General features: G+C 65.0%; 4 protein-coding genes. 2 read left to right on the forward strand and 2 right to left on the reverse strand.

The genetic code is table 11. The features are described 5' to 3' along the window. Positions 1 to 7 precede the first annotated feature (7 nt). Together QMX82_RS13600 and QMX82_RS13605 are read right to left on the reverse strand one after the other, a co-directional pair. The gene (locus QMX82_RS13600) at positions 8 to 2,128 is read right to left on the reverse strand and encodes a putative bifunctional diguanylate cyclase/phosphodiesterase (protein ID WP_282284414.1); all 2,121 of its coding nucleotides are present in this window, start codon (positions 2,126 to 2,128) and stop codon (positions 8 to 10) included. A gap of 117 nt (positions 2,129 to 2,245) precedes the next feature. Continuing rightward, on the reverse strand, positions 2,246 to 2,800 hold the full coding sequence (locus QMX82_RS13605) for a DedA family protein (RefSeq protein ID WP_027598182.1): 555 nt from the start codon (positions 2,798 to 2,800) through the stop codon (positions 2,246 to 2,248). A gap of 263 nt (positions 2,801 to 3,063) precedes the next feature. On the opposite strand from QMX82_RS13605, the gene hemB reads away from it, so the two are divergent. Together hemB and ppk1 are read left to right on the forward strand one after the other, a co-directional pair. After that, complete coding sequence (hemB, locus tag QMX82_RS13610) at positions 3,064 to 4,086, forward strand: porphobilinogen synthase (protein ID WP_208693150.1); 1,023 nt, start codon at positions 3,064 to 3,066, stop codon at positions 4,084 to 4,086. 9 nt (positions 4,087 to 4,095) lie between these two features. Continuing rightward, on the forward strand, positions 4,096 to 6,324 hold the full coding sequence (gene ppk1 / locus QMX82_RS13615) for a polyphosphate kinase 1 (RefSeq protein WP_208693149.1): 2,229 nt from the start codon (positions 4,096 to 4,098) through the stop codon (positions 6,322 to 6,324). Positions 6,325 to 6,946 lie beyond the last annotated feature (622 nt).

The raw sequence follows: 6,946 nt of genomic DNA on the forward strand, positions 1-6,946 counted from the left end.
GCCGCGCCTAGGCCGGTACGGCCGCGAGGGCGGGTTGCTGCAACCAGGTGCGCAATTGCGGCAACGGCATGGGCCGACCGAACAGATAGCCCTGCATGAAGTTGCAGCCGTTGGCCTGCAGGAACTGGCGTTGTTCGCTGGTTTCCACCCCTTCGGCGACCACATTGAGGCCCAGCTTGTGCGCCATGGCGATGATCGCTGCGGCGATGGCCATGTCGTTGCTCTGCTTGGGAATGGTGCGGACGAAGGCGCGATCGACCTTGAGCGAATCCACCGGCAGCCGGCTCAGATAGGCCAGCGATGAATAGCCGCTGCCGAAGTCGTCGATGGACACCCGCACGCCCAGGGTACGGATCTCGCCGAGCACCTCGACGGCCACGTTGAGGCTGTGCATCAGGGCGTTCTCGGTCACCTCGAGGATCAGCGCCGACGCCGGCAGATCCTCGGCCTGCAAGGCCCGGGCGATGGCCTGGGGCAGCAGGCGATCGCTCAGATTCAATGCCGAGCAATTCACCGAAACGCGCAGCTCCGCATGACCCTCACGGTGCAGCTGGGCGAGATCGGCGCAGGCCTGGCGCATGACCCAGCCATCCAGTTCGGCGATCAGTCCGGTTTCCTCGGCGACGCGGACGAAGCGTTCGGGGCTCAGCGGGCCCAGGACCGGATGCTGCCAGCGCACCAGGGCTTCCAGAGCCACCGCAGCACCGCCCGGATCGACGATGGGCTGATAGGCGACGTGCAGGCCGCCCTGGGCCAGGGCATGGCGCAGGTCCATCTCCAGGCTGAGCAGGTCGTCGGCGTCGCGCTGGAGATCGGTGGTGAATCTCTGGCTGCGATTGCGTCCGCTGCGCTTGCAGTGGCCGACCGCAAGGCCCGCACTGCGCAGCAACTGGCCGGCGTTGGCGCCGTCCTGGGGGTAATGGGCGATGCCCAGGCTGAAGGTCATGGCGATGCGCTGTCCGGCCAGCTCGAAGGGCGGGCGCAACTGCTCCAGCAGGCGCATGGCCAGAGGCTGGCTGTCGCCGCGCTGGCCGAGCGGCAGCAGCAGGCTGAATTCGTCGCCGGCATAGCGGGCCAGCGGCAGGTCGTTGTCGAGTACCGCGCGGATCCGCTGCGCCATCTGGATCAGCAGTTCATCGCCGAGGGCATGGCCGAGGCTGTCGTTGATCCGCTTGAAATGATCGATGTCCAGTATCAGCAGGGCGAACTGCTCTCCGGTGCGCGCCTGGCCGATGGCGCGGTCGACGGTCTGGATGAAACTGCCGCCGTTGAGCAGGTGGGTGAGGGGATCGTGCAGGGTGATCTGATCGAGGGTGGTCGAGACCCGCTCCAGCCGCAGACGCTGGGCATTGAAGCGTTCGCCGGCCCAGGCGGCGAGCAGGCCGACCATGATGATGAACAGGGTGCCGAGGGCGATGCCCATGCCCAGCTCCAGGTGCTGATTCACTTCTGCCAGGCCGTCGGGTTCGAAGCCGATGGGCACCGCGAGGGTGAGGGCGGCCATACCGGTGAAGTGCATGGAGACAATGGCGAAACCCAGGACCAGGCTGCCCAGCAGGCGCAGCCAGAGGGTCCTGAGGCCGGTCCTGCCGCGCAGGCGGAAGGCCAGCAGCAGGGCACCCAGGGACGCGAGGCTGGCGATCACCACGGAGATCACCACCAGCAGCGGATCATAGAGCTGCATGGCGACCGATTGCATCGCCAGCATGCCGGTGTAGTGCATGGTCGCGATGCCCAGGCCGGCGGCCAGGGCCGCGAGCAGGTATTGCGGTGCGGTCAGGGACTCGCGCCCGATCAGGTGCATGACCGTGTAGGACACGGCGACGGCGATCAGCAGCGAGGCCAGGGTCTGCAGGGGCGCGTAGTGCACATGGATACCGATCTTGAACGACAGCATGGCCAGGAAGTGCATCGACCAGATGCCCCCACCCAGGGCGACGGCGCCGATCAGCTTGGCCAGCTCGCTGCCGCGGCGGGAGCGACTGTTGGTCACCCAGTCGGCCATGGCCAGGGCGGTGTAGCCGGCGGCGCTGGCGATCAGGTACGCCAGGACCACGAGTAGGCTTTCGTACTCGTTGGCGGCCAGGATCTGATGGCCGGGGGGAAGCAAGGTGGAGAAGTTCAGCATGCTCAATCGCCAGCTTGCATGGAGATGTCGGGAGAGGTTGATGCTCAGGGCATCGGCAGCGGCAACCGAGCCTTTAATCCGTTCGATGGACGTAGCGGGTCACGGGCTGTCCGGCCATCAGGCCTTGGGCGTGCGGCTGCGGCGCCATAGCCAGAGCAGCAGGCCGATCACCACCAGACCGCCCAGCACCATCAGTTCGTACCGCTTGAGATTGCCCAGCACCCCTTCGAGGACGGCGCCGAAGTGATAGGCGGCATAGCCCAGCACCGTGGCCCAGACGATGGCGCCGATGCCGTTGAGGATCAGATAGCGCGCCGGCGGATAGCCCGACAGGCCGATCGCCACCGGCATCACCGTGCGCAGGCCATAGACGAAGCGAAAGCTCAGCACCCAGAGATCCGGGTGGCGCCGGATGTGCGCCAGCGCCTTCTCGCCTGCGGCTTCCCACTTGGGCTTGCGTGCCAGCAGCTTGCGCCCGTGGCGCCGGCCGAGGAAGTACCAGAGCTGATCGCCGGCATAGCTGCCGCAGAAGGCGACCAGGATGACGGTCTGGATGTTCATGTAGTCGCGGAAGGCCAGGAAACCGGCCAGTACCAGAATGGTTTCGCCCTCGAAGAAGGTGCCGAGAAAAAGGGCGAAATAGCCGAAATCGTGGAGGAATTGTTGGAGCATTCGGCGCTACACGAGGTGAATAAAGATGGCGCAGCCTACCCCGGTTGGCGTCTGGAAAGAAAGTGTGACGGACTTCCGTCCGCCGGGTGCCAGGCGGTCAGGCAGGGATTTCGCTGCGACCCTGTGTCACGCCGGGTCCAGCCGGCGTCTGCCTTGGATAGGACCTATAGGCACACCATATTGTCATCTGCTGTTACCAATCGGTCATGATTGTGGCCTATAACCCATCACACTGACCCGTGATCCGGGTCTGGGAGTCGATCGTGAGCTTTACCCCCATCAACCGTAGCTACCCTGCCACTCGCATGCGCCGTCAGCGCCGCGACGAGTTTTCCCGTCGCCTGATGCGCGAGCATGTGCTGACGGTGGATGACCTGATCCTGCCGGTCTTCGTGCTCGATGGCGAAGGCCGTCGCGAGGCCATTCCCTCGATGCCCGGCGTGGAGCGGCTGTCCATCGACCTGCTGCTGGAAGAGGCCGCCGAACTGGTGGCGCTGGGGATTCCCGCGGTCGCGCTGTTCCCGGTCACGCCCACCGAGCGCAAGTCGCTGGACGGCGCCGAGGCCTACAACCCCGACGGTATCGCCCAGCGCGCCACCCGCGCCCTGCGCGAGCATTTCCCGGAACTGGGGGTGATCACCGACGTGGCCCTGGATCCCTTCACCACCCACGGTCAGGACGGCATCCTCGACGAGCGCGGCTACGTGCTCAACGACATCTCGGTCGAGGTGCTGGTCAAGCAGGCGCTGTCCCATGCCGCTGCCGGGGCCCAGGTGATCGCCCCGTCGGACATGATGGACGGTCGCATCGGCGCCATCCGCGCCGCCCTGGAAGACGCCGGTTATCACAACGTGCAGATCATGGCCTACTCGGCCAAGTACGCCAGCGCCTACTATGGGCCGTTCCGCGACGCCGTCGGCTCGGCCGCCAATCTGGGCAAGGGCAACAAGGCCACCTACCAGATGGATCCGGGCAACAGCGACGAGGCCCTGCACGAGATCGCCGGCGACCTGGCCGAGGGTGCCGACTCGGTGATGGTCAAGCCGGGCATGCCCTACCTGGACATCGTCCGCCGGGTCCGCGAGGAATTCCGCGTGCCGACCTTCGTGTACCAGGTGAGCGGCGAGTACGCCATGCACATGGCCGCGATCCAGAATGGCTGGCTGGCCGACGCCGTGATCCTCGAATCGCTCCTGGCCTTCAAGCGTGCCGGGGCCAACGGCATCCTCACCTATTTCGCCAAACGCGCCGCCCAACAACTTCGCCAGGGGCCTTCGCGTTCCTAAGGAGCTTCAATGAGTAGCCAGGGTTTCGTCGAAACCGATCTGCAACAGCCCGTCACCGCCGAGTCTCTGGAGACGCCGGAGGAGGCGATCGCGACAGATGTCGAGGCGCAGCCGTCCGCGCCCGTGCTCGAGGTGCCGGCCGCGCCCAGCGTGCCGGCGGCCAACGTGGACGACAGCAGCCTCTACATCCATCGCGAGCTGTCGCAGCTGCAGTTCAACATCCGCGTGCTGGAGCAGGCTCTCGACGAATCCTATCCGCTACTCGAGCGCCTCAAGTTCCTGCTGATCTTTTCCAGCAACCTGGACGAGTTCTTCGAGATCCGCGTGGCGGGCTTGAAGAAGCAGATCGCCTTCGCCCGCGAGCAGGCCGGGGCCGATGGCCTGCTGCCGCACCAGGCGCTGGCGCGCATCAGCGACATCGTCCACGGCCAGGTGGACCGGCAGTACGGCATTCTCAACGATGTCCTCTTGCCGGCGCTGGCCGAGCAGCGGATTCGCTTCATCCGCCGTCGTTACTGGGACGTCAAGATCAAGGCCTGGGTGCGCAAGTTCTTCCGCGACGAGATCGCGCCCATCATCACCCCCATCGGCCTGGACCCGACCCATCCCTTCCCGCTGCTGGTGAACAAGAGCCTCAACTTCATCGTCGAGCTGGAGGGCATGGACGCCTTTGGTCGTGACTCGGGTCTGGCCATCATCCCGGCGCCACGCCTGCTGCCGCGGATCATCCGGGTGCCGGAGGAGGTCGCGGGACCTGGAGACAACTACGTCTTCCTGTCCTCGATGATCCACGCCCACGCCGACGATCTCTTCCCCGGCATGAAGGTCAAGGGCTGCTTCCAGTTCCGCCTGACCCGCAACGCCGATCTCTCGGTGGACACCGAGGATGTCGAAGACCTGGCGCGTGCCCTGCGCGGCGAGCTGTTCTCCCGTCGCTACGGTGATGCGGTACGGGTCGAGGTGGTGGACATCTGCCCGAAACACCTCACCGACTACCTGCTCAAGCAGTTCAATCTGGGCGAGAGCGAGTTGTACAAGGTCAACGGTCCGGTCAACCTGACCCGGTTGTTCTCCATCACCGGGCTGGATAGCCATCCGGAATTGCAGAGCGCTCCCTTCACGCCGACCATTCCCAAGTTGCTGCAGAAGAAGGACAACCTCTTCAACGTGCTGGGCAAGCTCGATGTGCTGCTGCTGCACCCCTTCGAGTCCTTCACCCCGGTGGTCGACCTGATGCGCCAGGCCGCCAAGGACCCCAATGTCCTGGCGATCAAGCAGACGCTCTACCGCAGCGGCGCCAACTCCGAGATCGTCGACGCCCTGGTGGACGCGGCGCGCAGCGGCAAGGAGGTGACCGCGGTGATCGAATTGCGCGCGCGCTTCGACGAGGAGTCCAACCTGCAGCTGGCCAGCCGCCTGCAACAGGCCGGCGCCGTGGTCATCTATGGCGTGGTGGGCTTCAAGACCCACGCCAAGATGATGCTGATCCTGCGCCGCGAGAACGGCGAGCTGCGCCGCTATGCCCACCTGGGCACCGGCAACTACCACGCCGGCAACGCCAAGCTGTACACCGACTACAGCCTGCTGACCGCCGACGTGGCCCTCACCGAGGACGTGCACAAGCTGTTCAACCAGCTGATCGGCATGGGCAAGACCCTGCGCATGAAGAAGCTGTTGCACGCGCCCTTCACCCTGAAGAAGAACCTGCTGGAGATGATCAACCGCGAAGCGGTGGCGGCCAGCGAAGGACGGCCGGCGCAGATCATGGCCAAGGTCAACGGTCTCACCGATGCCAAGGTCATCCGTGCCCTCTACAAGGCCAGCCAGGCCGGGGTGAAGATCGACCTGGTGGTGCGCGGCATGTGCTGCCTGCGTCCCGGTGTACCGGGCGTGTCCCACAACATCCAGGTGCGCTCCATCATCGGCCGCTTCCTGGAGCACAGCCGGATCTACTACTTCCTCAACGGTGGTGACGAGAAGCTCTATCTCTCCAGCGCCGACTGGATGGAGCGCAACCTCGACATGCGCGTCGAGACCTGCTTCCCGGTGGAAGGCAAGAAACTCATCACCCGGGTCAAGAAGGAGCTGGAAGGCTATCTCACCGACAACACCCAGGCCTGGGTACTGCAGGAAAACGGCAGCTACATCCGGCAATCGCCGACCGGCAACCAGAACGCCCGCAGTGTGCAGGCGACGCTGCTGGAGCGGTTGGCCAGCCCGGTGGTGAATACGCGCTGAGGGCGTTTCGGGCCCATGCCGACGTGGGCCCTGACCGTTCCGTAGGTTGGGTTGAGCGGGAGCGAAGCCCAAAGGTGCGGGGCGCTTAATTCTGCGCCTTGAGTATTACGGTGCCTTAGCTACTTATCGCGCTCTGCCGGTACCTCTTGTTTCGCCCACCCGGGCGACTCACTTTTCTTTGTTTGCGCAAAGAAAAGTAAGCAAAAGAAAGCGCACCCCAACGTTTCGGCCCTCCGCTACGCTCCGGGTACTCTCGTCCCGGCGTCGTGGCAGGGGCACGGCACGAAGGGGCTTCCTGCCCCTCGCGCCTTGCTCGGCGTCCTGCCTCGCAACCCCCGCCACGACACCGGAACTCGGCCTCACTGACGGGGACGGAGCACAAGCCTGAGGCTTGGGTGTTCACAGGTGTAGCGTTTTCCACTGGCGTGTGACGCAGATCTCTGTGGACAAGGCTTCGCCGTTGTCCACGCTACGGGCTACGGCTTTTTGTGGCTATTCAACCAACACTTTCAGGCTAGCGAATCGCCCCGTTCAGGAGGGCGAACGCCAGTGTCGTGGAGTGGGTCGAGCCGCATGGATGCGGCGAGAGGTCCAGTGGGCCATGGATGGCCCATCTGGTCCG

The organism is Pseudomonas sp. PS02302 (assembly GCF_029959585.1).
Classification (GTDB): domain Bacteria; phylum Pseudomonadota; class Gammaproteobacteria; order Pseudomonadales; family Pseudomonadaceae; genus Chryseomonas; species Chryseomonas aestiva.

Coding starts and splice junctions, on each gene's coding strand:
- QMX82_RS13600 (WP_282284414.1), bottom strand. CDS start 2,128: ATGCTGAACTTCTCCACCTTGCTTCCCCCCGGCCATCAGATCCTGGCC.
- QMX82_RS13605 (WP_027598182.1), bottom strand. CDS start 2,800: ATGCTCCAACAATTCCTCCACGATTTCGGCTATTTCGCCCTTTTTCTC.
- ppk1 (WP_208693149.1), top strand. CDS start 4,096: ATGAGTAGCCAGGGTTTCGTCGAAACCGATCTGCAACAGCCCGTCACC.